The organism is Ralstonia pickettii, assembly GCF_000607165.1.
GTDB classification, from domain to species: domain Bacteria; phylum Pseudomonadota; class Gammaproteobacteria; order Burkholderiales; family Burkholderiaceae; genus Ralstonia; species Ralstonia holmesii.
Genome location: NZ_JFZG01000024.1, coordinates 67,831 through 92,162, shown reverse-complemented (window position 1 = coordinate 92,162; position 24,332 = coordinate 67,831). Strand labels below are relative to the sequence as shown.

Annotated in this window: 18 protein-coding genes; 10 read left to right on the top strand and 8 right to left on the bottom strand. The window is 65.9% G+C overall.

Features of this window, described 5'->3' with window-relative positions:
* Positions 1 to 65: 65 nt before the first annotated feature.
* Genes BG83_RS0117960 through BG83_RS0117940 form a run of 5 tightly spaced genes read left to right on the top strand, consistent with a single transcriptional unit; the run spans position 66 to position 6,390 of the window.
* Positions 66 to 1,613, top strand: a complete 1,548-nt coding sequence (locus BG83_RS0117960) for a UxaA family hydrolase (RefSeq protein WP_024977985.1) — start codon at positions 66 to 68, stop codon at positions 1,611 to 1,613.
* Positions 1,614 to 1,663: 50 nt separating this feature from the next.
* Complete coding sequence (locus BG83_RS0117955; RefSeq protein ID WP_024977984.1) at positions 1,664 to 3,001, top strand: MFS transporter; 1,338 nt, start codon at positions 1,664 to 1,666, stop codon at positions 2,999 to 3,001.
* Complete coding sequence (hpaI, locus tag BG83_RS0117950; RefSeq protein WP_024977983.1) at positions 2,970 to 3,773, top strand: 4-hydroxy-2-oxoheptanedioate aldolase; 804 nt, start codon at positions 2,970 to 2,972, stop codon at positions 3,771 to 3,773. Before BG83_RS0117955 ends, hpaI begins: the two co-directional genes overlap by 32 nt.
* A gap of 29 nt (positions 3,774 to 3,802) precedes the next feature.
* Positions 3,803 to 4,888, top strand: coding sequence for a tartrate dehydrogenase (locus tag BG83_RS0117945; RefSeq protein WP_024977982.1), 1,086 nt, complete (start codon positions 3,803 to 3,805; stop codon positions 4,886 to 4,888).
* A gap of 20 nt (positions 4,889 to 4,908) precedes the next feature.
* A complete protein-coding gene (locus BG83_RS0117940) occupies positions 4,909 to 6,390 on the top strand; it encodes an NAD-dependent succinate-semialdehyde dehydrogenase (RefSeq protein ID WP_024977981.1) in 1,482 nt (493 codons plus the stop codon).
* On the opposite strand, the gene BG83_RS0117935 is transcribed toward BG83_RS0117940, so the two are convergent.
* The 4 genes from BG83_RS0117935 to BG83_RS0117920 are packed head-to-tail and all read right to left on the bottom strand — an operon-like array spanning position 6,387 to position 10,859.
* Positions 6,387 to 7,640, bottom strand: coding sequence for an NAD(P)/FAD-dependent oxidoreductase (locus BG83_RS0117935; RefSeq protein WP_024977980.1), 1,254 nt, complete (start codon positions 7,638 to 7,640; stop codon positions 6,387 to 6,389). The two genes, BG83_RS0117940 and BG83_RS0117935, sit on opposite strands and share 4 nt — an antisense overlap.
* 13 nt (positions 7,641 to 7,653) lie before the next feature.
* The gene (locus tag BG83_RS0117930; RefSeq protein WP_024977979.1) at positions 7,654 to 8,010 is read right to left on the bottom strand and encodes a RidA family protein; all 357 of its coding nucleotides are present in this window, start codon (positions 8,008 to 8,010) and stop codon (positions 7,654 to 7,656) included.
* A 21-nt stretch (positions 8,011 to 8,031) separates the two neighbouring features.
* Positions 8,032 to 9,555 carry an amidase gene (locus BG83_RS0117925; RefSeq protein ID WP_024977978.1) on the bottom strand — a complete coding sequence of 508 codons (1,524 nt, stop codon included), beginning with the start codon at positions 9,553 to 9,555 and terminating at the stop codon, positions 8,032 to 8,034.
* A gap of 11 nt (positions 9,556 to 9,566) precedes the next feature.
* On the bottom strand, positions 9,567 to 10,859 hold the full coding sequence (locus BG83_RS0117920) for an MFS transporter (RefSeq protein ID WP_024977977.1): 1,293 nt from the start codon (positions 10,857 to 10,859) through the stop codon (positions 9,567 to 9,569).
* Between the two features lie 94 nt (positions 10,860 to 10,953).
* On the opposite strand from BG83_RS0117920, the gene BG83_RS0117915 reads away from it, so the two are divergent.
* A complete protein-coding gene (locus tag BG83_RS0117915; RefSeq protein WP_024977976.1) occupies positions 10,954 to 11,604 on the top strand; it encodes a helix-turn-helix domain-containing protein in 651 nt (216 codons plus the stop codon).
* A gap of 670 nt (positions 11,605 to 12,274) precedes the next feature.
* Positions 12,275 to 13,189: a hypothetical protein gene (locus BG83_RS0117910; protein ID WP_235193218.1), complete on the top strand. Its 915-nt coding sequence runs from the start codon at positions 12,275 to 12,277 to the stop codon at positions 13,187 to 13,189.
* Between the two features lie 3 nt (positions 13,190 to 13,192).
* Here the strand turns inward: BG83_RS0117910 and BG83_RS0117905 are convergent, their stop codons facing one another.
* From BG83_RS0117905 to BG83_RS0117890, 4 genes are all read right to left on the bottom strand, one after another.
* Positions 13,193 to 14,638: an efflux transporter outer membrane subunit gene (locus BG83_RS0117905; RefSeq protein ID WP_024977974.1), complete on the bottom strand. Its 1,446-nt coding sequence runs from the start codon at positions 14,636 to 14,638 to the stop codon at positions 13,193 to 13,195.
* The gene (locus BG83_RS0117900; protein ID WP_024977973.1) at positions 14,635 to 15,966 is read right to left on the bottom strand and encodes an efflux RND transporter periplasmic adaptor subunit; all 1,332 of its coding nucleotides are present in this window, start codon (positions 15,964 to 15,966) and stop codon (positions 14,635 to 14,637) included. Before BG83_RS0117900 ends, BG83_RS0117905 begins: the two co-directional genes overlap by 4 nt.
* Positions 15,959 to 19,165: an efflux RND transporter permease subunit gene (locus BG83_RS0117895; protein WP_024977972.1), complete on the bottom strand. Its 3,207-nt coding sequence runs from the start codon at positions 19,163 to 19,165 to the stop codon at positions 15,959 to 15,961. Before BG83_RS0117895 ends, BG83_RS0117900 begins: the two co-directional genes overlap by 8 nt.
* A 161-nt stretch (positions 19,166 to 19,326) precedes the next feature.
* Positions 19,327 to 19,800 (bottom strand): MarR family winged helix-turn-helix transcriptional regulator, encoded by a 474-nt coding sequence (locus BG83_RS0117890; protein WP_024977971.1) that lies wholly within the window; start codon positions 19,798 to 19,800, stop codon positions 19,327 to 19,329.
* A gap of 190 nt (positions 19,801 to 19,990) precedes the next feature.
* On the opposite strand from BG83_RS0117890, the gene BG83_RS0117885 reads away from it, so the two are divergent.
* The 3 genes from BG83_RS0117885 (at position 19,991) to BG83_RS0117875 (ending at position 24,307) form a co-directional block, all read left to right on the top strand.
* The gene (locus tag BG83_RS0117885) at positions 19,991 to 20,824 is read left to right on the top strand and encodes a p-hydroxycinnamoyl CoA hydratase/lyase (RefSeq protein WP_024977970.1); all 834 of its coding nucleotides are present in this window, start codon (positions 19,991 to 19,993) and stop codon (positions 20,822 to 20,824) included.
* Between the two features lie 33 nt (positions 20,825 to 20,857).
* Complete coding sequence (locus tag BG83_RS0117880) at positions 20,858 to 22,321, top strand: aldehyde dehydrogenase (RefSeq protein ID WP_024977969.1); 1,464 nt, start codon at positions 20,858 to 20,860, stop codon at positions 22,319 to 22,321.
* Positions 22,322 to 22,441: 120 nt separating this feature from the next.
* A complete protein-coding gene (locus BG83_RS0117875; protein ID WP_051541552.1) occupies positions 22,442 to 24,307 on the top strand; it encodes a feruloyl-CoA synthase in 1,866 nt (621 codons plus the stop codon).
* Positions 24,308 to 24,332: the final 25 nt, after the last annotated feature.

Sequence of the window (24,332 nt, the reverse complement as noted above, 5' to 3'; positions counted from 1 at the left end):
ACCGGCAACATCAAAACTGACGATAGACGACGGCTGCACCAGAAGACAGCCCGGAGGAGCAAAGGATGTTGCAGGCAACCCCAACGTACGCTGGGCCGCTGATTCAGCTGAACGCGGCAGACAACGTGCTGATTGCGCGCGAAGGGCTATCGCTTGGGGCGAACCTGTCGATTAACGGCATCGCGGTGCGCCTGCGCGCGCAGGTGCCGGCCGGCCACAAGATCGCCGCGCGGCGGATCGCGCAGGGCGAATTCATCCGCAAGTACGACACGATCATTGGCCGGGCAGCGCGCGATATCGAAGCGGGCGAGCACGTTCATACGCACAACGTGGAGCTGATCGACTATGCGCGCGACCCCGGCTTTGGCCTGGATGTGCGCCCGGTCGATTACATCCCAGAGGCGCAGCGCGCAACGTTCAATGGCATCGTCCGCCCCGACGGCCGTGTGGCCACGCGCAACTTCATCGGCATCCTCGCGTCGGTCAACTGCTCTTCCACCGTTATCAAGAACATTGCGGCGTGGTTCACGCCGGAGCGCCTGGCGCCGTTTCCCAATGTGGATGGCGTGGTGGCATTTGCGCAGACGAGCGGCTGCGGGATGTCGTCGCCATCCGAGCATTTCGATGTGCTGCGCCGCACGTTGGCGGGCTACGCGCGGCATCCAAACCTGGCGGGGGTGCTGATCGTCGGCCTGGGCTGCGAGCGCAACCAGGTGGCGGATTTGATGACAAGCCAAGGCCTGGAAACCGGCAAGCTGATGCACGCACTGGTGATGCAGGACACCGGCGGTACGCGCGCCACCATCGAGGGGGGCATCGCCGCCATCCAGAAGATGCTGCCGGCGGCCAATGACATCGTGCGTCGCCCGGTATCGGCCAGTCATATCAAGATCGGCCTGGAGTGCGGCGGCTCCGATGGTTTCTCGGGCATTACCGCCAACCCGGCGCTGGGTGCCGCGATGGATTTGCTGGTGCGCCACGGCGGCACGGCCATCCTGTCGGAAACGCCAGAGATCCACGGCGTGGAAACCATGCTCACGCGCCGTGCGGTGTCGCCGGAAGTCGGCCAGAAGCTGCTCGATCGGCTCGCCTGGTGGGAGAACTACACGCGCGGCCACAACGGCCAGTTCAACGGTGTGGTTGGCCCCGGCAACCAGCAGGGCGGCTTGGCCAACATCTTCGAAAAATCACTCGGCTCGGCCATGAAGGGCGGCACCACGCCCCTGCAGGCCGTGTACGAATACGCCGAGCCCATCGACCGCGCCGGCTTCGTCTTCATGGATTCCCCTGGCTATGACCCGGTTGCCGTGACGGGCCAGATTGCCAGCGGCGCCAACCTCATCTGCTTCACCACGGGGCGCGGCTCGATGTTCGGCTCCAAGCCCGCACCGACGATCAAGCTCGCCAGCAACACGCCCATGTTCCGCCGGCTTGAAGAAGACATGGACATCAACTGCGGCCGCATTCTCGACGGCGAACGTTCGGTGGAAGAGATGGGCCAGGACATCTTCGAACACATCCTGCGCACCGCCTCGGGCGAGCGCACCAAGAGCGAGCTGCTCGGTCTTGGAGACCATGAATTCGTGCCCTGGCACATGGGCATCGTGAGTTAGCGCCTCGACTCGAAGGCACGCATCACCTATTACAAAACAGGAGACAAACCATGCAGGACACATCACAAGGCGGCCCGCGCTCCAAAGTGCGCTGGGTCGTCGCCGGCCTCATGTGGGCGGCGATTGCCATCAACTACATCGACCGTACCGTGCTGTCGGCCGCTGCACCGCACATCCAGAAAGAGTTCCACCTGAGCGCGGTGGAAATGGGCGTCGTCATGTCGGCGTTCTTCTGGTCATATGCGCTGCTGCAGTTGCCGGCGGGCATTCTGGCCGATCGTTTCGGGCAGAAGAAGGTGCTCGGGTTTGCGGTGCTGTGGTGGTCCGTTGCGACGGCGTTGACGGGCCTGGCAAACGGCTTCAAGTCGCTGGTCGGCCTGCGTGTGGCATTGGGCATCGGGGAGGCGGGTGCGTACCCCAGCAGCGCGGGCATTACAGGGCGCTGGTTCCCCAAGCAGGAACGCGCCACGGTGGCGGCCATTTTCGACAGCGGTTCCAAGCTGGGTAGCGCTGTCGCCTTGCCGCTCATCGCGTGGCTGCTGGTGATGTTCGATTGGAAGATCACCTTTGCGGTGACGGGCGCGCTGGGCCTCGTGTGGGCGGTGGTGTGGTGGGCGGTGTTCAAGGAAACGCCCGAAGCGCACAAGGGCGTGAACGCCGCGGAGCTGGCCCACATCCAACGCGGCCTGCCGCCAGCCCGCAAGGATGAACCCAAGGTGCCCTGGACGAAGCTGCTCACGCACCGGAACATCTGGGCGATGTGCATCGGCTTCTTCATGATCAACTACAACTCGTACTTCTTCATCACATGGCTGCCGACGTACCTCGTCAAGGAACGCGGCATGGGACTGATGGAGATGGGCTTCATGGCGTCGCTGCCGCTGTTCGTGTCGATGTTTGTGGAGGTGTTTGCAGGCTGGGCGTCAGACCGCGTGTATGCGTCGGGCAAGCTTTCGCTCACGGCCACGCGCAAGCTCTTCCTGGTGATCGGGCTGGTGATGGCATCGAGCATCGGGCTGGCCGCGTTCGCGCAATCGGCGGTGGTTGCGGTCATCCTGCTGTGCATCGCCAAGTCGGGCACGACCGTGGCGGCGTCGCAGGTGTGGGCGCTGCCGGCCGATGTGGCACCGGGCAACAACGTGTCGATGGTGGCGGGCCTGCAGAACAGCGTGTCGAACATGGGCGGCGTGGTCGGCCCGATCGTCACCGGCGCCATCGTGGGTGCCACGGGCTCGTTCATTCCGGCGCTGGTGTTTTCCGCCGCGCTGATCGGCTTGGCGATCCTGAATTATCTTTTCCTGCTCGGCAAGGTGGAACCCATCAGCTTCGAGCCCACTTCTGAAACACTCCATTCGCATGACCAACGCAATGCAAACGCCCGCGCTTGACCGCCCGAACAGTTTCAAGGCCGCGCTGGCCGCCAGGCAACGGCAGATCGGCTTCTGGCTGGCGATGAGCGATCCGTACCTGGCGGAGGTAAGCGCCACCGCCGGCTTCGACTGGCTGCTGATCGACAGCGAGCACGCCCCGAACGACGTGCGCACGATCCTCGCGCAACTGCAGGCCGTAGCGCCGTACCGCGCCGAGCCCATCGTGCGCCCGTACAACGGCGATCCGTCGCTCATCAAGCGCCTGCTCGACATTGGCGCGCGCACGCTGCTCGTGCCGATGGTCGACACGGCGGACGAGGCGCGCGAACTCGTGCGCGCGGTGCGCTATCCCCCGCATGGCATTCGCGGCGTTGGCAGTGCAGTGGGCCGCGCTTCGCGCTGGAGTGCCCGCACCGATTACCTGCAGGTTGCCGATGACGAAGCCTGCCTGCTCGTCCAGGCGGAGACCGTTACCGCGCTGCAAAACCTTGAAGCCATCTGCAATGTGGATGGCGTGGACGGCGTGTTTATCGGCCCGGCGGATCTGGCAGCGTCGATGGGCCACCGTGGCAATGCAGGCCACCCGGATGTGCAGGCTGCCATCGACAACGCCGTGCGCACGATTGTTGCGTCGGGCAAGGCCGCCGGCACGTTGACGTCCGATGCTGCGCTGGCACGTCACTATCTGGAGCTGGGCTGCACCTTCGTCGCCACTGGCGTTGATATCCTGATGTTCGCCAACGGCGCCCGCAAGCTCGCCCGTGAGTTCATCGCGCCGCAAGGTGCCTGATTCTTCTTCCTCTTTCTACCGGACCTGACATGACCCGCAAGACCTACCGGATCGCCGTGATCCCCGGCGACGGCATCGGCCGCGAAGTGATGCCCGAAGGCCTGCGCGTGCTCGAAGCGGCCGCACGCCGCTTCGGCATCGGCCTCGAAACCCAGCACATCGACTGGGCCAGTTGTGATTACTACCAGCAGCACGGCACGATGATGCCGGATGACTGGAAGCAGCGACTGCATGGCATGGACGCCATCCTGTTCGGCGCGGTCGGCTGGCCGGCTACGGTGCCCGATCACGTCTCGCTGTGGGGCTCGCTGCTCAAGTTCCGCCGCGAATTCGACCAGTACATCAACCTGCGCCCCGTGCGTCTGTTTGAAGGCGTACCGTGCCCACTGGCCAATCGCAAGCCGGGCGACATCGATTACTACGTCGTGCGCGAGAACACCGAAGGCGAATACACGTCGCTCGGCGGCATCATGTACGAAGGCACCGACCGCGAGATCGTCATCCAGGAATCGGTCTACTCGCGCAAGGGCGCGGAGCGGCTGCTGAAATTTGCCTTCGACCTCGCACAAAGCCGCGAGCGCAAGCACGTGACGCTTGCCACCAAGAGCAACGGCATCGCCATCAGCATGCCGTGGTGGGACAAGCGCGCGGATGAAGTCGCGCAAAGCTACCCCGATGTCACGCTCGACAAGCAGCACATCGACATCCTGACCGCGCGCTTCGTGCTGCAGCCGGGTCGCTTCGATGTGGTGGCCGCCACCAACCTGTTCGGCGACATCCTGTCCGATCTTGGCCCCGCGACGACTGGCACGATTGGCCTGGCACCTTCCGCCAACCTGAACCCCGATCGCACCTTCCCGTCGCTGTTCGAGCCGGTGCACGGCTCCGCGCCGGACATCTACGGCAAGAACATCGCCAACCCGATCGCGATGATCTGGTCGGCGGCGCTGATGCTGGACTTCCTGACCGAAGGCCAGGGGGCAGGGCGGGCCGCGCACGACGCCATCGTCGCGGCCATCGAAACCGTGTTGAAAGAAGGCCCGCGCACACCGGATCTGGGCGGCACGGCCAACACCACGCAGGTGGGCGAGGCGATTGCCGCGCACCTCGGTTGAACGGCTTGAAGGAATCGACGATGGCTTTCAGCTTCGACCAACTCCGCCAGACGGGGCTCGTGCGCACCGACAACCTGATCGACGGTCAATGGGTTGCCAGCACAGACGGCGCACGCTTTGCCGTGACGGACCCTGCCACCGGCAGCCTCATCGCCAACGTGCCTGACAGCAGCGCCGCAGACGCGCGTGCCGCCACCGACGCGGCAGCACGCGCCTTTCCCACGTGGCGCGATACGCTGCCTGCCGAACGCGCTGCAATCTTGCGCCGCTGGCACGCGGCCATCGTCGCCAATGCCGATGCGCTGGGGCGGCTGATTTCGCTGGAGCAGGGCAAGCCGTTTGCCGAAGGGCGCGGCGAGGTCATGTACGGCGCCTCGTACGTCGCGTGGTTTGCCGATGAGGCCACGCGCATCTATGGCGATCTGATCCCGCAGCAGCAGCGCGGCAAGCGAATGAGCGCCGTCAAGGAGCCTGTGGGAATCGTGGCGGCCATCACGCCGTGGAATTTCCCGCTGGCGATGATTGCGCGCAAGATCGCGCCGGCGCTGGCGGCGGGCTGCACCGTCGTCGCCAAGCCGGCGGAAGACACGCCGCTCACGGCGCTCGCGCTGGCGCAGCTTGCGCAGGAAGCGGGGCTGCCGCCGGGCGTGCTGAACATGATTTCCGCCTCGCGTGATCGCGGCATCGAAGCCGTGGCCGATTGGCTGCACGACAGCCGCGTGCGCAAGATCACCTTTACGGGCTCCACGCCGGTGGGCAAGTATCTGGCACGGGAATCGGCGGGCACGCTGAAGAAGCTGTCGCTGGAGCTGGGCGGCAACGCGCCGTTCATCGTGTTTGACGACGCGGACCTCGATGCGGCCATCACGGGTTTGCTGGCGGCCAAGTTCCGCAACGGCGGCCAGACGTGCGTGTGCCCGAATCGCGTCTACGTGCAGGCCGGCGTGTATGAGCGCTTTGGTGCCATGCTGGCCGAGCGGGTTTCCGCGCTGAAAGTCGCCCCCGCCACCGATCCGGATGCGCAGATCGGCCCGATGATCAACGCCCGCGCTGTCGACAAGATCGAACGCCACGTGCAGGACGCCGTCGCCAACGGTGCGCGCGTGCTGGCCGGTGGCAAGCGCTTGCCGGAAGTTGGCGAACACTTCTATGCGCCCACCGTGCTGGCCGACGCCAACAGCGGCATGGCCCTGTGCGGCGAAGAAACGTTCGGCCCCGTTGCGCCGCTGTTCCGCTTTGTCGACGAAGCCGAAGCCGTGCAGGCCGCCAACGACACGCCGTTCGGCCTCGCGTCGTACTTCTACACGCAGGACATTCGCCGCATCGAGCGGGTATCACGCGCGCTGGAAGCGGGCATCGTCGGCATCAACGAAGGCGCGCTTGCCAGCGAGGCGGCGCCCTTTGGCGGCGTGAAGGAATCGGGCTACGGCCGCGAGGGCTCCAAGTACGGGCTCGACGATTATCTGTCGATCAAGTACCTGTGCCAGGGCGGGTTGAACTAGCGCGCTGAATCCCAGAAGCGTTGTGCACGGAACGGGCGAACATCCACAGCGGATGTCTCGCCCGTCATCATTTCTGCAATTAATCGCCCGGTAATCGGCCCCAACGTCAGGCCGTGGTGTGCATGGCCGAACGCGAACCACAGGCTTGGATGGTGCGGCGCGGGCCCGATGATCGGCAACATGTCGGGCGTGCAGGGGCGAGCGCCCATCCACGGTTCCGCATCCACACGTTCGGCCAGCGGAAAGAGCTTGCGGGCGACGGGCTCGACGGCGTCCAGTTGTACGGGCGTCTTGGGTGCATCGCGGTGCGCGAGTTCCGCGCCGGTCGTCAGGCGAATGCCGCGCGCCATCGGTGCGAGCACATATCCGCCGTCGGCATCAAGCACGGGATGGTTCAACTGCGCACCTTGCGCGGGCGCGTAGTGCATGTGGTACCCGCGCTTGACGGCCAGCGGCAGGTTGTAGCCCAGGCGCGAGGTGATGACGTCCGCCCAGGGGCCCATGGCAATCACGACGTTGTCGGCGCGCAGCTCGCCTTCCTTGGTTTGCAGCAGCCACGGTGCGTTGGGCGTGAGCGTGTTGGCATCGGCTTCAAACAGGCGGCCGCCGAGTTGCTGGAAGTATTTCGCGTAGGCCGTGACCAGGGCGTTCGGGTCGCTCACGGAATCGGCTTCTGTGTAGCGCAGACCGCCCAGCAGCGATGTATCCAGATGCGGTTCAACCGTGCGCAGGCGCGCAGGGTCCAGCGCTTCAAAGGCGACGCCGTACTCGCGTTGCCAGCGTTCGACGTTGCGGGTTTCCTTGTCCTGCGTGGCCGTGTTGCGGAAGACCTTGATCCAGCCGCTGGGGCGGATCAGATGCATGGCGCCGGCGGCTTCGGCCAGTGCGCGGTGCTCACTCACGCTATGTGCGATGAGCGGCGCATACGCACGTGCAATCGCCGCGTGCCGCGTGGGGTGCGAATTGCGCCAGTACTGCCACAGAAACGGCAGCAGCCGGGGCAGATCGCCCAGGTGGTAATGCACGTCCGCCGACGTATTGCTCGCATAACGCAACAGCGTCGACAGGTCGCGCGGGAACGCATACGGATACACGCCCTCGCGCTGGATCAGCCCGGCATTGCCGAACGACGTCTCAAAGCCCGGCGCGCGGCGGTCCACCAGGGCGACGGCGCGCCCGCGTTTCTGCAGATGCACCGCCACCGATACGCCGACAATGCCGGCGCCCAGCACAAGGGTGTCGAAGCGCATGGCAACCCGCTCCTTAACGCTTGGCCAACGCCGTGACGGCAATTTCCACGTCAATGCCCGGGCGCATCAGGCCTGACTGCACGCAGGCGCGTGTGGGTGCGTGGCCGGCCGGCACCCAGGCCTCCCAGGCCGCGTTCAGCTCGGCAAAGTGCTTGGCATCGGTCAACCAGATGTTGGCGGAAATCAGTCGCGTCTTGTCCACGCCCGCTTCGGCGAGCAGGGCATCGATGCGCTCGAGGATATTGTTGGTCTGCTCCGTCACCGACAGGAAATCGACGTCGGGCACTTGCCCGGCCAGATGCACGATGCCGTTGGCGATCACGATCTGGCTCATGCGGGCGTTGGTGTGGAGGCGTTGGATATCGGTCATGTCGAGGAGGTCGTTGTAGGTTCAGACGGCCGAGGTGCCCATGCCGCTCGTGGCGGCATCGAACACCGGCGGCGCGGTGACGATGGATTGGAGTGCAGGCATCGGTTGCGTGAGCCTGGCGAGGTCCGGACGCGGCCGCCGCAGCGTATCAGACGCATCGAAAGCCTGCTCAAGCGCATGCGCCACGGCAAGCGTTCTGCGGTCGCCGTGAAAGGGCCCGACGATCTGCAGGCCGAACGGCATGCCCGCGTGGTCAACACCGCATGGCAAGGAGATCGCCGGGTGCGTGGTCAGCGTGACGACGTACGTCAGCGCCAGCCAGCGGTAATAGTTCTCCTGCGCGCGGCCGTCGATGTGCGTGGCATACAGCTCGCTCCATGGAAACGGCGACACCGGCGTCGTGGGCGACAGAATCACGTCGTACTGGCCGAAGGCCGCCTGGAAGCGCTTGAGGATGCGCGTCTGTTCAGCCTGGGCCCACGCGCAGTCAGCGAGCGTCATGGCGGCGCCCAGCTCGTAGTTGGCGCGCGAGTTGGGACCGATCGATGCCGGGTCGCGCGTATAGGCATCGTGCAGGCCGGCGACGAAGCTCTCTGCGCGGATCACGTCAAAGCAGCGATGCACCTCGCCCAGGTCGAACTGCACGGGTTCGCACGATCGGAACATCGGCGCGATGGCGGCCATGCGCTCGCGGAAGACCGTGCGGATGCTGGCATCGACATCGCAGCAGCCGAAGTCCTCTGTCCAGCCGACGCGCAGGGTGGAGAGATCGACGGGTGCGGGCGTGGCAAAGCTCAGTGGATCGACGTGAAAGCTGAGCGGATCGCTTGCCGCCAGGCCCGCCGTGGCGGCCAGTTGCAGGCAGGCTTCGGCCACGGTGCGTCCCATCGGGCCGACCACCGAAATGGGCGTCCAGCCGAGTTTCTTGCGCGAATTCGGCACCAGACCCGGCGATGGCCGAAAGCCGACCACACCGCATTTGGAGGCCGGAATGCGCAGCGAGCCGCCGGTGTCGGAGCCCGTGCAGACGGGCAGCATGTCGCACGCCAGCGCCGCTGCCGCACCGCCCGACGAACCGCCTGCATTCAGCATCGGGTTGAACGGGTTGCCTGTCGCGCCCCATACCGGGTTGCGCGTGTTGGCGCCGGCACCGAACTCCGGCACGTTGGTCTTTGCCACCAGCACGGCGCCCGCTGCGCGCAGGCGCTCGACCAGCAGCACATCCTGCGTCGGCACGTTGCTGCGTGCGGTGGGCGAGCCATACGTGGTAAGCAGGCCGGCGGTGTCTTCCAGATCCTTCACGCCCAGCGGCAGGCCGTGCAGCAAGCCGAGCGGTTCGCCATTGAGCACGGCACGCTCGGCCGCACGGGCGGCGTCGCGGGCCTGGCTGTAGCACGTCGCCGTGATGGCATTCACGGCTGGGTTGATGGCTTCGATCCGCTCGATGCAGGCGTCGAGCAACTCGACGGGCGAGATTTCCTTGGCGCCGATCATCCGACGCAATTCCACGGCAGAACGGCTGACGAGTGTGTCGTTGTGCGACATGAACATTCCCTTTAAAGCGCTTCGCCGGTACGGTCCCGCAGCCAGATCACCGGCACCAGTGACACTAGGCATGCCGCCGCCACATACCACGCCGGCGCCAGCGGGTTGCCCGTGCGCTCCACCAGCCAGCTCGCGATGAACGGCGAGAACCCGCCGAAGAACGATGCGCTCACCACATACGTGAGTGCAATGCCGGTGGCGCGCACATGCTTGGGAAACAGCTCCGGGATCATCACCAGCACGGGCACGATCTGCGCGGCGACGAATACCGCCAGCAATGCGGATACCGCGTACAGCGCCAGCGGCGTTGGATGCGCGCCCAGAAAGGCAAACGCGGGGTAGACCGCCAGCAGCATGATGATGCGCGAGGTGACCAGCAAGCGCTTGCGGGTGTAGCGATCGGCCATGCGCCCGGCAATCGGTGCGGCCACAAACAGGACGAGCGAACTGACCACGCCGGAAGCCACTGCCGCCGTGGGCGACATATGCAGCGTGCGCACCGCGTGACTCGGCAGGAAGAACGCGGTGATGTACACCGACACCGAGCCGCCAAGCTCCGCAAAGGTGCCGAGAATGGTCAGCTTCAGATGTGTGGTCAGCGCGGCCTTGAGGGCGCCCTGCGGCTTGGCGTGACCGGGCGCTGCATCGCGGCGGTCGAGCGTTTCTTCCAGCCGGCGGCGGATCAGCATGCCGGCCGGGGCCGCAAAAATGCCCAGCAGGAATGGCAGCCGCCAGCCCCAGGCGAGCACCGCCTCTTTGGACAGCGTCACGTTGATGAGTGTGGCGACCGCCGCGCCCAGTGCGAGCCCCAGTGCGGTTGCCGCAAAGTTCCAGCTCGCAAAGAACGCCCGGGTGCGGTCGCTGGCGTATTCGACGAGCAGCGTGGTGCCGGGCCCGAATTCGCCACCTGCTGCAAAGCCCTGCATCAGGCGCGCGGCCAGCACGATCATCGGCGCGAAGATGCCGGCCGTGGCGTAGGTGGGCGCCGTGGCGATCAGCGCGCACGACAGCGCCATCATCATGATGGTCAGCACCATCGCCTTCTTGCGGCCGACCCGGTCAGCATAGGCACCGATGATGACGCCGCCGAGCGGCCGCACCACAAAGCCCACGCCAAACACCCCGATCGACAACAGAAACTGGTTCACCGGCGATGCCGATGGAAAGAACAGTTGCCCGATCTGGATGGCGAAGTAGCTGTAGATGGTGAAGTCGTAGAACTCCAGCGCTGTGCCGATGGTAGTGGCGGCAATGACTTGCGTGCGTGACAGCGCGGGGCGGCTGTCGAGGGCGAGTGTCGACACGGGCTGCTCTCCTAGGTTGGAGGCTGGGGAGGGTTTGAGTTATCGTATACGAGAAAAATCAAATTCTCGTATACGAGAAAACCCGGAGACATGCGTGGCATCTAGCGCAAAAGCGGCTATCCAGGCCCATCCAATCGACGAGGCACCGGCGCAGCTCAATCACCAAGAGGTCGGCGCGCGCATTCGCGAGGCACGCAAGGCGCGCGGGCTGACGCTGCAAGAGCTGTCGGAGCGCTCTGGCGTGGCGCTGTCGACCATCTCCAAAGCCGAGCGCGGCGACATTGCGCTGACGTATGAAAAGTTTGCCGGCCTGGCGCAGGCATTGGGGCTGGAGTTCGAGCAACTGCTCGGCCGGCGCCGCACGCCGGATGCCGGACCATTGCGCCCGACCTTCACGCCCTCGGGCGGCCAAGTCATCTATGACACGCCGAATTACGAATACGGCATGCTGGCCGATGCACTGACCGGCAAACGCATGTTGCCGATGCGCGCGCACATCCGCGCACGCTCGGTCGACGACTTTCCCGATTACATCCGCCACCCCGGCGAGGAGTTCGTCTTCGTGCTGGGCGGCGAGATCGAACTGCGCTTCGAAAACGGTGAAGCCTTTCGCCTGGCGCCCGGCGATAGCCTGTACTTCGACAGCGCAGTCGGGCACGTCTATCTCTCCGTCAGCAAGGAAGACGCCGAGATACTCGCGTGCTGCACCGGCACCGATGTGCGCGAACTCGGCGACGTGATCTGAGCGGCTGACTTGCGCAGTGCCCGCCCCGCCAGAACATCCGGCACTGCCTTGCCGTCGGCCACCGCCACCGTGCCATTGACCAGCAGCCAGCGCACACGCACGGGCGGCAGCCCCGGCTGTCATAGCGCGCACGGTCGGCGTAGGTGGCAGGGTCGAGGATGACCAGATCGGCAAACTTGCCGGGCTGCACAGTGCCGCGGTCTTTGATGCCGAAGATATCAGCGGCGCGTGCGCTGGCTGACCAGACCAGCGAGCGCGAGGCTCAGGGTGAGGGCGGACAGCAGGCACTGCGGCAGACGGTGTGGGCGCATGTCGGCTTCCTTGTGGTGTGCAGCGGGTGTAAGGAGCCTTGCTGCCCACATGACATGCAAATGGTTCGGGCCGGTATGCGGAGCGGACATGCAGGGGTTCGCGGTGCAGGAGCGCTTGCGCGCAGGCGTCAATACAACACTCAGCGTTTTCAATATCTGAGTTAAGAACAACTAATCACCCGCAATGCCTTGCTGGCATTGGATCCGCCAAGACATTGACGACAATGTGGTGCTGTCCCCACTTTGGAGGGGGGCAACTGACTTGCCCCGGTGACACAATCGCGAAAATTCCGAAGTCATGCTGCGCCACATGCGACGCATGGCAGACCCGGTCGGGGAGCTTCATGCAAGAGAGTTGGATGGCAATTTCGGCGGCGCGCGCGCGGGCCCATCGCCTGTACGGCGTACGCGGCTGGCTGGTGACACTGCTGTGGCTGAACACGCTGCCGGCGCTGGCGATCGTGCTGGCGATGGGCATGATGCTCACGCTCGGCGAGGCCAACGGCGGGCCGGCGCGGGCGGCGCCGGCGCTGGCTGGGCTCGTCTTCCCGCTGGGGCTCGTTACCCTGGCCTTCTTGCGTGTGCGCTGGTTTCCGATGGTGTGGCTCGGATACGGCGTGCTCCAGCTGCTGGCCACGCTGGCCATGAGCGGCGGCATCCACGCGTGGACCATGCAAGCCTCCGGCGGTACGGCAGGGCGCATGCCCATCACGCTGCTGCTGGCAGCGGAGGCGCTGCTGCTCATCGGCTCGGCAGCGTACGTCTGGTTTTCGCGCCGCGTGCGCGTGACCTATCGGCATGAGGTGCGGCTGACCGATCCTGCTGCAGCACCGGCCGTGTTCGACAAGCCCGCCCCCAATGAAACGCCCTCTGACGCCACCGACCACGCACGCGAACGCGCGGCCCTGCGGCGCGTTGCACAGGAACTGAGTTCCGGGGTGCTGGACACCCGAACCTGGATGCACGTCATGCGGCATCACGCCGACGCCACAGATGGCACCCGCACGGCGGCCTATGTGCGTGCGCGCATGTCAGAGCTGTGTCCGCCGGCGCATGTGCATCCGCCCGTCGTACGCACGTTGTCGACCGGGCTGGGCGCGCTCCTGGTGAGCGTGCTGGCCGCGGGTGTGCTGATGGCTTTGGTGATTGCGCTGGCGCTGCGCATGCCTGGCGATGCCACCGATCTGCTTGAAATGCTCGTTGCCGTGGCGCTCACGCTCAGCTGGCTGGGCGGTCTCTTTGTTGGCGCGGGTTTTCAGCGCCGCGTTGCCTGACGCCTACTGCGTGGCTGCTGGCGCAGGCGCGGCGTGGTTCCAGTCGCCGCCCACCGCCTTGACGAGGAACACGCTCGTCGTCATCTGCTGGCCGAGAATCTGCACGGCCGTGCGCTGGTTGTTCAACAGTGATTGCTGCGCGGTGATCACGTCCAACGAAGTTGCGAGCCCGCCCTCGTAGCGCACGCTCGCAATGTCGTAGACCTTGCGGGCGCTTTCCACGGCATGGCGCGCCTGGTTTGCCGCGCGGTCCAGCGATTGCAGCCCGGCCAGTCCATCTTCCACTTCCTGCAACGCGCCCAGCACCGTCTGCCGGTAGTTGGCGATCGCGCCCTGGTAGGCCGCATTGGCAATGTCCACGCGTGCCCGTGTGCGGCCAGCGTCGAACACCGTCTGGGCGATCTGCGTGCCGAACGACCACAGCAGCGTAGGCGCAGAAAACAACAGCGCAAGATCGCGGCTTTCCCAACCGGCGCCGCCGTTGAGCATCACGCTCGGGAAGAAGGCCGCACGTGCCACGCCCACTTGCGCGTTGGCGGCCGCTGCACCGCGCTCTGCGGCGGCCACGTCGGGGCGGCGTTCGATTACGTCGGAGGGCAGCGCCACCGGAATCTGCGGCGCGGTGCCCGCCAGCGGTGCGGGGTCCAGATGAAAGGCCGGGGCGGGTGTACCGACGAGCGTCGCCAGCGCGTGTTCGTACTGCGCGCGTTGCTTGGTCAGCAGTTCGGCCTGCGTGGCGGTGCCGTCCACCAGCGCTTGTTGTTGCGCCAGATCGAGCCCCGAGGCCACGCCGTCCTGATGCCGCGAGGTGACGAAATCGAGCGCCTTATGCTGCAGCGCCAAACCTTCCTGCACCACGGCGATTTCCGCATCGGTCTCGCGCAGGTTGTACCAGGTGGTGGCGACCTGCGCGGCAAGCAGCAGGCGGAAGTTCTCGAAATTGGCGCCCGCCTGCTCTTCACTTGCGGCGGCGTTGGCGACGGTGTTGCGCACGCGGCCGAACAGATCGGCTTCGTAACTCGCGTCGGCGCGCAGGACGAAGTCGCTCTGCACGGTCGACATCGTCGGGCTCGTGTATGAAGAGAGCGGCCGTTCCGACGACGTGCGCGTGCGCGTGTCGTTGTTGGTGGCCGTGAGGGTGGGGAGCAGGCTTGCGCGGGCGACGCGCGTCTGAGCCTGCGCCTGCTCCAGGTTCGACAACGCAACCTTGAGCGATTGGTTGTGCGCCAGCGCCTGCGTGACGAGCTTGTCGAGCTGCGGATCGTTGAAGCGCTGCCACCACGGGCCTTTGGGCGCGGTGTCGGCGGGTTGCGCGGCGCGCCAGGGCGCTTCGGTCTGCCAGTGCGCGGGCACGTCCATGGCCGGGCGCTCGTAGGTCGGCGCGAGCGAGCAGCCGGCCAGCGCGGCGATCATCGATGCCACCAGCGTGGTGGTGCGCAACCGCGTCATGATGCATGCGGCGCAGAAGCCGCGGGTGCCGATGCCGGGGCAGGCGTGACGATGGTCACCGCTTCGCCCTGCTCGATGGAATCGGCCGGGTTGAGGATCAGCGCGTCCGTCGCCTTCAGGCCGGAGACGATTTCTACCGTGCGGCCGTAGTCGCGTCCGATGGTGACGGGGCGCAGGTCGACGTGGCCGTTCTCTGCCACGGCGATGCGCGGGCCCTCCTTGCGGAAGAGCAGCGTGTTGGTTGGCACCGTGAATGCAACCGGTGCATCGGTCTTCGCGCCCGCGGCGTCGCCAGCCCCGTCGCCAGCGGCTTTGCCCTTGATGGCGACCTGCACATAGGCGCCGGGCAGCAGGCGACCGTCCTTGTTGGGTAACTGCACTTCCACCTGCATGGTGCGCGTGGTGGCGTCGATGGCGCCGGAGGCGCGCGCGATGGTGCCGTGGAAGGTCTGGCCCGGCAGCTCGGCCAGCGTCACGGCCACGTCCTGCCCGACCTTCACCTGTTGCGAATACGCCTGCGGCACGTAGAGGTAGATGCGCAGCGGATCGGTCTGCGCAAGCGTAAACAGCTCGCGGTTGGCGCCCGCGTTGCCGGCGTTGACCAACGCGCCGACGTCGACATTGCGCTTGGTCACCACGCCCGCAAAGGGGGCCACCACGCGGCGGAAGCCTTGCAGTTCCTGCAGGCGGCGCACGTTGGCTTCTGCGGCAGCCAGGTCGGCCTGGGCCTGGTTGGCGGCGCTGGTGCGCTCGTCCAGTTCCTGTTGCGAGACGGCGTCTTTCTGGCGCAGGTTCTGCCAACGCGTGAGCGAGGTCTGCGCCAGCGCCTTGCGTGCGGCGGCCTGGTTGCGCGTGGCCTGCGCCTGGTTCAGTTCCTGGTCCACTTCTGGCGTGTCGAGCAGCGCCAGCACTTCGCCCTTGTCGACGTGCGCGCCGATGTCCTTGAACCAGCGCAGCACGTAACCGCTGGTGCGCGCATAGATGGGCGATTCAACGTAGCCCTGCAGCGTGCCCGGCAGCGTCAGTTCGCGATTGGTGTGGGCCGGTTTGGGGGCGATGGTGGTGACGTAGCGGCTGGTCTGCGCGTTCACCTGCCGCTCCAGCGCATGCGCGTTGTAGTAGCGGCCGACCAGCGTGCGCGCAGCGCCCAGCGCCAGCACCACCCCTACGGCAATCACGACCCAGCGTGCGCGGCGCATGGCGGGGCCGCGGTCGACCTGTTCGATCGGGTCCACCGTGACGACGTGGTGGGGCGGGCCGCCCGCGAGGTGCCCCGAATGCGGCCCTGAATGCGGCCCTGAATGGGCACCGGATGTTTGTTCAGACATGTCCTTCGCTTCCCCGCAAATCGTGACTACGCCGGGCGGCGCGCCGCTGCAATCTGTTGTGCACGCTGGCAAACACCACCGGAACAAAGAAGAGGGTCGAGACGGTCGCAAACAGCAGACCGCCGATCACCGCGCGCCCAAGCGGCGCGTTCTGTTCTGCGCCTTCGCCCAGGCCCAACGCCATGGGCACCATGCCGATGATCATCGCCAGGGCCGTCATCAACACCGGGCGCAGGCGTGTGGCGCCCGCTTCCAGCGCGGCCTGCACAGGCGCAATGCCTTCGGCCAATCGCTCCCGGGCGAACGAGATCAACAGAATCGAGTTGGCCGTCGCCACACCCATCGTCATGATCGCGCCCGTGAGTGACGGCACCGACAGCGTGGTCCCCGTCACGAACAGCATCCAGGCGATGCCCGCCAGCGCGGCCGGCAGGGCCGTCACGATGATGAGCGGGTCGATCCACGACTGGAAGTTCACGACGATCAGCAGGTACACCAGCACGATCGCCATCACCAGCCCCACACCCAGGCCGACGAAGGACGATTCCATCGTCTTTACCTGGCCGCGCACCGTGACCTGCGCGCCGCGCGGCAGCTTGGGGCGAATGTCGTCAACGGCTTTCTGCACTTCCTTGGCGACGGCGCCTAGGTCGCGGCCCTGCACGGCGGCGTACACATCCACCACGGGTGTGATGTCGTAATGCGAAACGACCTGCGGCTGCACCCCGGGGCCGACCTGCACGAGGTTGCCCAGCAACTGCGGGCCGCCTGCCTGTGCAGCGCCACCGCGCGAGCCCGCCACCGGCGTGCGCAGCAGCGCATCAAGAGAGTCGACGCGGTACTGCGGGCTTGTGACGGCCACTTGGTACACCACGCCGTTGATCGGGTTCAGCCAGAACGTGGGCGAGGTCTGGAAGCTGGAGCTGAGCGACACCAGCAGGTTCTGCGCCACGTCGCGCCCTTCCAGGCCCACCTGCTGGATGCGGGTGCGGTCCATGTTCAAGGCCAGCGTGGGCTGGTCGAAGCGCTGGTGCACGTGTGTATCCACCGCGCCCGGAATCTGCTTGATGCGGTTGGCCAGCATGCCCGCGAGCTGCTTATTGGTGGCCACGTCTGCGCCAGAGAACTGCACGTCGATGGCCGACGGCAGGCCGAAGTTCAGGATCTGGCTGACGATGTCGGCGGGCTGGAACGCGAACTCCACGCTAGGGAACCGTTTCGGCAGTTCTTCGCGCAGGCGGCGGATGTATTCGGCGCTGGGTTTGCGCTCGCCTTCGTGCAGGGCGATCAGGATTTCGCCGTCGAGCGTGCCGATGGTGCCGGCGTTGCTGTACGACAGGTTGATACCGGAGTTGGGCACGCCCAGGTTGTCGAGGATGGTCGACAGCTCTTTCTTGGGAATGATTTGCCGGATGGTGGTTTCCACCTCGTCGGCCAGGCGCGCTGTCTCTTCAATGCGCATGCCCGACGGTGCCCGCATGTGCAGGCGGATCTGGCCTGCATCCACATCGGGGAAGAAGTCGCGGCCGAGCACCAGGAACAGCGCGCACGACGCCACGCAAAAGCCCAGGAACGACAATGCAAACACGCGGCGGCGCTCCAGCAACCCGCCCAGGACGGCGGCGTAATTGCCGCGCATGTGCTCGAACTGCGTGTTGAAGGCCCGATAGATGCGGCCGAACGTGCTCGGTTTTGCGTCGGCTTTCTTGGCGTCTTGCGTGTGCCCGGTCATGAGCATCATCACCAGCGTCGGCACCAGCGTGCGCGACAGCACATACGACGCCAGCATGGCGAAGATCACCGCTTCGGCCATCGGCACGAACAGGTAGCGAGCCACGCCTGTGAGGAAGAACATCGGCACGAACACGATGCAGATGCAGAGCGTCGACACAAAGGCCGGCACGGCAATCTCGGCCGCGCCGTCCAGGATGGCGGTAACGGGCTCCTTGCCTTCGTGCAGATGGCGCTCGATGTTCTCGATGGTGACGGTGGCATCGTCCACGAGAATCCCGACCGCGAGTGCGAGGCCACCGAGCGTCATCAGGTTGATGGTCTCGCCCAGCAGGTGCAGCACGATGATCGACGACAGGATCGACAGCGGAATCGACACCGCAATGATGGCCGTACTTCGCCAGTTGCCGAGGAACAGCAGGATCATGGCGGCGGTCAGGCACGCGGCGATGAGCGCCTCGCGAATCACGCCTTCAATGGCCGCTTTCACGAACAGCGACTGGTCGAACAGCGGCGTGATCTTGATGTCTTGCGGAAGCGCCGCCGCGGCGGTGGGCAGCAGCTTGTAGATATTGCTGACGATATCCAGCGTCGACGCACCGCCGTTCTTCAGGATGGACAGCAGCACGCCGCGCTGGCCATCCTGGCGCACCACGTTGGTCTGCGGCGAGAAACCGTCGCGCACATGGGCCACGTCGCCCAGGTACAGCGTCGCGCCGTTGCTGGTCTTGACCGGAATGGCGTTGAGCGCGGCGATGCTGCCGGGCGTGCCGTTGAGCGTGACGCCGTATTCGGTGGCGTCGATCTTTTGCGTGCCCGCTGGCAGGATCAGGTTCTGCGCGCCCACCGCGTTGACGATGTCCACGGGCGTCAAGCCCTGCGCCAGCAGCTTCTGCGTGTCGAGATCGACCGTGATCTGCCGGCTCTTGCCGCCATACGGGAACGGCACGGCGATGCCAGGCACCGTAATCAGGCGCGGGCGCAGGAAGTTCAGCGCCGCATCATTGAGTTCCTGCTCCGACAGCGTGTTGCTCGACAGGCCCAGTTGCAGGATCGGAATGCTCGACGCTGAATACTTGATGATCAGCGGCGGAGTCGTCCCCGGTGGCAACTGCCGCACCTGCGCCTGCGACACCGAAACGATCTGCGCCAGCGCGGTCTGGATGTTGGCCGTCGGCTGGAAGAACACCTTGACGATCGAGATGCCGTTCAACGATTGCGATTCGATGTGCTCGATGTCGTTGACGGTGGTCGTCAGGCTGCGCTCCGTGACTGACACGATGCGGTCGGCCATCTCCTTGGCGGGCAGGCCGTTGTAATTCCAGATGATGCTGACGACCGGAATATCGATTTCCGGAAAGATGTCCGTTGGCGTACGCATGAGCGTAAACGGCGTCGCCAGCAGGATCAGCAGGGCGAGGACGATGAACGTCAGCGGCCTTCGCAGCGCGAGTTGGACAATCCACATGGAGGTGTTTCAGAACCGCGGTGCGTTGATGGGGGACGAAGGCCGCTCGAACGGCGGCGACCAGCCATTCTATCGCCGAGGGGTGTCGATCAGAATGTTCCTATGATCAGACTTTATTACATTGAATAACGGCGGCCGCCGGGGCAACTGAAGGCGCCCGCTCAGCGCAGATTCCGCCCACATTGCAGCAGCAGATCGTGCAGCAATGCGGCGTGCGCGACGTCGATTCCCTGCAACATTTCCTTCTCCAGCCGGCTGACGGCCTCGTCGCATAGCGCCAGCAGCGCGAGCGCTTCGTCGGTCAGGCCCAGCATGACGATGCGGCCGTGCGTCGGATCGGGCGTGCGCGTCACCCAGCCCCGCGCTTCCATCGTCTTCACCACTTCATTGGCCGATTGCGGCGACATGAAAGAGCGTTCCGCCAGTTGCGCGTTGGACAGGCTGCCGCGCGCGTGCAGCACAGAGAGCGCGGTGAACTGCGGGACTGTCAGCCCATGCGGCGCCAGCGCCTCGCCCAGGCGGCGCTTGACGATGCGGTCGGTGCGGCCGATCAGGTAGGGCAGTCGGGCAGACGTTGCAGGGGCGCCCTCTTGCGCGGGCTGGGGGGTGTTGCGTTTGGTTCGTGTGGCCGCCATGGATGTGAGTGGGTGTGCACCTATGCAGATGCGCACATTCTGCTACGTGTCGTTCGGATCAGGGTTTACGGCAATGATAATCTCCTTGTGATATCAGGTTACCTGATATTAAATGGGCACCAAGCTGAGACGCGCCGCACACACAAGGCGGCGGGTGTCTCAAGCAAGCCGACTGATCAAGGAGATGGAAATGGCTGATTACCAAGGGCGCTGGCAGACCGTGGACGTGAAGGTGGACCAGGGCATTGCATGGGTGACGTTCAACCGCCCCGAGAAGCGCAACGCCATGAGCCCGACGCTCAACGCGGAGATGATCCAGGTGCTTGAAGCGCTGGAGTTGGATGCCGATGCCAAGGTGCTGGTGCTGACCGGCGCGGGCGATGCATGGACGGCCGGCATGGACCTGAAGGAATACTTCCGCGAAGTGGACGCGGGCCCCGAGATCCTGCAGGAGAAGATCCGCCGCGACGCCTGCCAGTGGCAATGGAAGCTCTTGCGCATGTATGCCAAGCCGACCATCGCGATGGTCAACGGCTGGTGCTTCGGTGGCGGGTTTTCGCCGCTGGTGGCGTGCGATCTGGCGATTGCCGCAGACGAGGCCACCTTCGGTCTGTCGGAGATCAACTGGGGCATCCCGCCGGGCAACCTCGTCAGCAAAGCGATGGCGGATACCGTTGGCCACCGTCAGGCGCTCTACTACATCATGACCGGCGAGACCTTCACAGGCCAGCAGGCCGCCGCCATGGGGCTCGTCAACGAGAGCGTGCCGCGCGCCCACCTGCGCGCCCGCACCGTGGCGCTGGCCGAGAAGCTGCTGGAGAAGAACCCGGTGGTGCTGCGTGCCGCCAAGCACGGCTTCAAGCGCAGCCGCGAGCTGACGTGGGAGCAGAACGAGGACTACCTGTACGCCAAGCTCGACCAGGCCACGCTGCGGGACCCGGAGGGCGGCCGCGAACAGGGCCTCAAGCAGTTCCTGGACGACAAGTCGATCAAGCCGGGTCTGCAGGCATACAAGCGCGCCTGATCCGCTCCCTCCAACGCCCCCGGAGACGAACCCATGCTTGACGTGACTCAGCTTGTGACCCTGCTGATCGGTGGTCAAAGCCGGCCAGCCGCCAACGGTGCCACCTTCGAGCGCCGCAACCCAGTCAACGACGCGGTGGCCTCGCGCGCGGCGGCTGCCACGCTGGAGGATGCGGACGCCGCCGTGCAGGCCGCCGCCGATGCCTTCCCCGTGTGGGCAGCGCTACCGCCGGGGGAGCGCCGCAAGCGCCTGCTCAAGGCGGCCGACCTGATGGACCAGCACACCGAGGCATTCATCCATGCCGGCGCTGCCGAAACCGGCGCCAGCCCCAACTGGATCGGCTTCAACGTCATGCTGGCGGCCAACATGCTGCGCGAAGCTGCCTCCATGACCACGCAGATCGACGGCAGCGTGATCCCGTCCGATGTGCCGGGCAACTTTGCGATGGCCGTGCGTCAGCCGAGCGGCGTGGTGCTGGGCATTGCGCCGTGGAACGCGCCGGTGATCCTGGGCACGCGCGCGCTGGCGATGCCGCTGGCGTGCGGCAACACGGTCGTGTTGAAGGCCTCGGAGATGTGTCCGGGCGTGCACCGGCTGATCGGCACCGTGCTGCAAGAGGCTGGCTTGGGCGACGGTGTGGTCAACGTGGTGAGCAACGCGCCGGCCGATGCGGCCCAGGTGGTGGAACGCCTGATCGCGCACCCGGCCGTGCGGCGCGTGAACTTCACGGGCTCGACGCACGTGGGGCGCATCATTGCGCAGCACGCCGCGCGGCATCTGAAGCCAGCGCTGCTGGAGCTGGGCGGCAAGGCGCCGGTACTGGTGCTGGACGATGCGGATCTCGACGCCGCGGTGGATGCCATCGCCTTCGGTGCGTTCTTCAACCAGGGGCAGATCTGCATGTCGACCGAACGCGTCATCGTCGATCGCAAGATTGCCGATGCCCTCGTCGACAAGCTGGCCGCCAAGGCGCGCACGCTTCGCGCAGGTGACCCGACCGACGCCACCGCGCAGCTGGGCGCGATGGTGAGCGTGGATGCGGCCAAGCGCGTGCAGGCGCTGGTGGAAGATGCCCGCGCGCTCGGCGCCGCGCTGCCCGTTGGCTTGCACATGGATGGCGCCATCGTGCAGCCGGCCATCGTGGATGGCGTGACGCCTGCCATGCGGTTGTACAACGAGGAATCGTTCGGCCCCGTGGTGACGGTGGCGCGCGTCGATGGCGACGAAGAGGCGATCCGCTTGGCCAACGACAGCGAATACGGCTTGTCGGCCGCCGTGTTCAGCCGCGATGTGTCGCGCGCCATGCGGGTTGCGCAGCGTATCGAATCGGGCATCTGCCACATCAACGGCCCCACCGTGCACGATGAAGCGCAGATGCCGTTTGGCGGCGTGAAGAGCAGTGGCTATGGCCGTTTTGGCGGCAAGGCATCGATTGCGGAATTTACGGAGCTGCGCTGGATCACCTTGCAGAATACGCCGCGCCACTATCCGATTTAACCGATCTGAAGTTCGGCAGCCGCCCACCACAACCATAAAACGGGCGGCGCATTCAGGAGACAAGACGTGAATCACGTCGAAATGCAGGCTCAAGGCCGGCAGGTTCAAACCGGGCATCACATGCCGCCCCCGGCAGGTGTGCCAAATCACCCATACAGGCAGGTTGCCGTGAGCGATGCGCCTGCGCGTTGCGAGATGGAAGCGCGCGACGGCACCGTCTGGCACGTGCGCAATACCGAGGCGCTTGCCGAGCATCCGCAACGCATGACCGACTGCCTCGTGGCGGGCGCGCAGCGCCATCCGGATCGTGTGCTGGCTGCACGCCGCGGGGCAGACGGCGCGTGGATCAAGCTGACGTATCGCGAGATGCTGGAGCGCGCCCGCGCAATCGGCCAGGCGTTGCTGGATCGTGGTGTCTCCACCGAGCGCCCGCTGGCGATTCTGTCCGGCAATGATCTTGAGCATCTGCAGCTGGCCCTGGGCGCCATGTGGGCGGGTGTGCCGTACGCGCCGGTGTCGCCGCCGTATGCGTTGGTGTCGACGGATTTTGGCAAGCTGCGCCACGTGTTTGATGTGCTCACGCCGGGGCTCGTCTATGCGGCAGATGGCGCGGCCTTTGCCAAAGCCATCGATGCGGTGGTGCCGGAGGGCGTGGAGGTGATCACGCGCGACGGCATACTGCCGGGGCGCAGCGCTACAGCCTTCGGCACGCTGCTGCAGACGCCCGTAACGACAGCAGACGCCGCGCAGGCCGCAACCGGCCCCGATACGCTGGTGAAGGTGCTCTTCACTTCCGGCTCGACACGCGCGCCCAAGGCCGTGCCGACCACGCACCGCATGCTGTGCAGCAACCAGCAGATGCTGCGCCAGACCATTCCCGAATTTGCCAAGGAACCGCCGGTGCTGGTGGACTGGCTGCCCTGGAACCACACCTTCGGCGGCAGCCACAACGTTGGCATCGTGCTTTACAACGGCGGCACGCTTTACATCGATGACGGCCGGCCCGTGCCGGGCAAATTCGACGAGACCCTGCGCAACCTGCACGAGATCGCGCCCACCGCGTATTTCAACGTGCCCAAGGGGTGGGAAGAACTCGCGCTGGCGCTGGAACGGGACCCGGCATTGCGCGAGCGCTTCTTCTCGCGCGTGAAGCTCTACTTCTTTGGCGGTGCCGGGCTGTCGCAAGAGGCATGGGACCGGCTGGAGCGCGTGACCGGCCAGCACTGCGGCGAGCGCATCCGCATCATGGCCGGGCTGGGCATGACCGAGACCTCGCCGTGCTGCCTGTTCACCACCGCGCCGATCATGCGCTCCGGCTATGTCGGCACGCCGGCACCGGGGTGCGAACTCAAGCTCGTGCCCGTGGGCGACAAGCTGGAGGCGCGTTTTCGCGGGCCGCACGTCATGCGTGGCTACTGGCGCCTGGGCGAAGAGCCCGCGGCTCCCGTCTTCGACGAAGACGGCTATTACTGCAGCGGCGACGCGCTGCGTTTCTACGACCCGGAGCACCCCGAGAAAGGCCTCGTCTTCGATGGCCGCATTGCGGAGGACTTCAAGCTCAGCTCCGGCACCTTCGTGAGCGTGGGGCCGTTGCGCGCCCGCGTGATTGCGGCGGGCGCGCCGTACGTGCAGGACGTGGTGATTGCCGGCATGAACCGTGACGACATCGGCTTGCTGGTATTTCCGCAAATGGAGCGATGCCGCAGCCTGTCTGGCCTGCCGCCCACCGCGGGCGTGGCCGAAGTATTGGCTGCCCCCGCCGTGCGCGCCGCATTTGCCGCGCTGCTGCATGAACTGAACGCCACGGCCACCGGCAGCGCCACGCGCGTGGCGCGGCTGCGCTTGCTTGACGCGCCGCCGTCGCTGGACCGTGGCGAGATCACCGACAAGGGCACGCTCAACCAGCGTGCCGTGCTGACCCACCGTGCAGAGCAGGTCGACACGCTGTATCGCGATGGCGATCCCGCTGTCATCCGCGCGGGCTGATCCCAACGCAGCAATACGACCAACC